The sequence below is a fragment of the Natrinema salsiterrestre genome, assembly GCF_029502005.1.
Lineage (GTDB): Archaea > Halobacteriota > Halobacteria > Halobacteriales > Natrialbaceae > Natrinema > Natrinema salsiterrestre.
Genome location: NZ_JAMQOT010000020.1, coordinates 1 through 1,969, shown reverse-complemented (window position 1 = coordinate 1,969; position 1,969 = coordinate 1). Strand labels below are relative to the sequence as shown.

Sequence of the window (1,969 nt, the reverse complement as noted above, 5' to 3'; positions counted from 1 at the left end):
CGTTTGACGCAGGGAGTCCGGTGCACGGGGTAAGCCTGTGTACCGTGAGGGAGACAACCCAGAGCTGGGTTAAGGTCCCCAAGTGTAGATTAAGTGCGATCGAAGGTGGTCTCAAGCCCTAGACAGCCGGGAGGTGAGCTTAGAAGCAGCTACCCTCTAAGAAAAGCGTAACAGCTTACCGGCCGAGGTTTGAGGCGCCCAAAATGATCGGGGCTCAAATCTACCACCGAGACCTAGCAGTGCGGTTTACACCGCAATCTTGTAGGTTGGCGTTCTGTTCGGGTGGAAGCACGGGTGAGAACTCGTGTGGACCGTTCAGTAACGAAAATCCTGGTCATAGTAGCAGCGTTAGTCGGGTTAGAACCCCGACGGCCGAACGAGTAAGGGTTCCTCAGCAATGCTGATCAGCTGAGGGTTAGCCGGTCCTAAGTCTGCCCGTAAGTCGACGCAGACAACAGGGAAATAGGTTAATATTCCTATGCCAGTGTGCACTCAAAGCTGACGCTTTGGGGCCGCCTGAGCTGGGCTTTCGCCCAGTCGAACTGTCGAAGAGCGTGGAAGCCGTAATGGCACGAAGCGTTCGAATGGCAGGATCGCGCAAGTCAGGTCTACCCAGAGCCCGTGAAAAAGCGAGCACACTGTCCGTACCGAGATCCGACACAGGTACTCATGGCGGCGAAAGCCAAGGTCTGTCGGGATCAACCGACGTTAGGGAATTCGGCAAGTTAGTCCCGTACGTTCGCAATAAGGGATGCCTGCCTCGCGAAGAGGCAGGTCGCAGTGACTCGGGCGCTCCGACTGTCTAGTAACAACATAGGTGACCGCAAATCCGCAAGGACTCGTACGGTCACTGAATCCTGCCCAGTGCAGGTATCTGAACACCCCGTACAAGGGGACGAAGGACCTGTTAACGGCGGGGGTAACTATGACCCTCTTAAGGTAGCGTAGTACCTTGCCGCTTCAGTAGCGGCTTGCATGAATGGATCAACGAGAGCGCCACTGTCCCAACGTTGGGCCCGGTGAACTGTACGTTCCAGTGCGGAGTCTGGAGACCCCCAAGGGGAAGCGAAGACCCTATAGAGCTTTACTGCAGGCTGTCACTGAGACGTGGTCGCCATTGTGCAGCATAGGTAGGAGGCGTTACACAGGTAGCCGCGCTAGCGGCCCACCGAGCCAGCATTGAAATACTACCCGATGGTGACTGCGACTCTCACTCCTGGCGGAGGACACTGGTAGCCGGGCAGTTTGACTGGGGCGGTACGCGCCTGAAAAGATATCGGGCGCGCCCCAAGATTTCCTCACTCGGGTCGGAGACCCGAGGAAGAGCGCAAGAGCAAAAGGAAGTCTGACAGTGTCCGGCACAACGACGGACGCTGACGCGAAAGCGTGGTCTAGCGAACCAATTAGGCTGCTTGATGCGGCCAATTGCTGACAGAAAAGCTACCTTAGGGATAACAGAGTCGTCACTCGCAAGAGCACATATCGACCGAGTGGCTTGCTACCTCGATGTCGGTTCCCTCCATCCTGCCCGTGCAGAAGCGGGCAAGGGTGAGGTTGTTCGCCTATTAAAGGAGGTCGTGAGCTGGGTTTAGACCGTCGTGAGACAGGTCGGCTGCTATCTATTGGGGGTGTTACGGTATCTGACGGGAACGTTCGTATAGTACGAGAGGAACTACGAATGGGTGCCACTCGTGTACCAGCTGTCCGGAAGGGCACGTGCTGGGCAGCGACGCACCACGGGGTAAGAGCTGAACGCATCTAAGCTCGAAACCCACCTGAAAAAGAGATACCACTGAGATCACTCGTAGAAGACGAGTTCGATAGACTCGGGGTGTACGCACCAAGGCAACGAGGTGTTGAGCCCGCGAGCACTAATCGATCGAGCCACACATTCATACTACATCGCATTGGATCCGTGACGCGAGAACGGGTCCGGACGCAAACTGGACTACACGTACATGACGGTCTT

The 1,969-nt window shown here is 56.2% G+C and carries 1 rRNA gene; it reads left to right on the top strand.

Features of this window, described 5'->3' with window-relative positions:
• Positions 1-1,895, top strand: a 23S ribosomal RNA gene (locus tag NDI89_RS23765); the annotation flags it as partial.
• Positions 1,896-1,969: the final 74 nt, after the last annotated feature.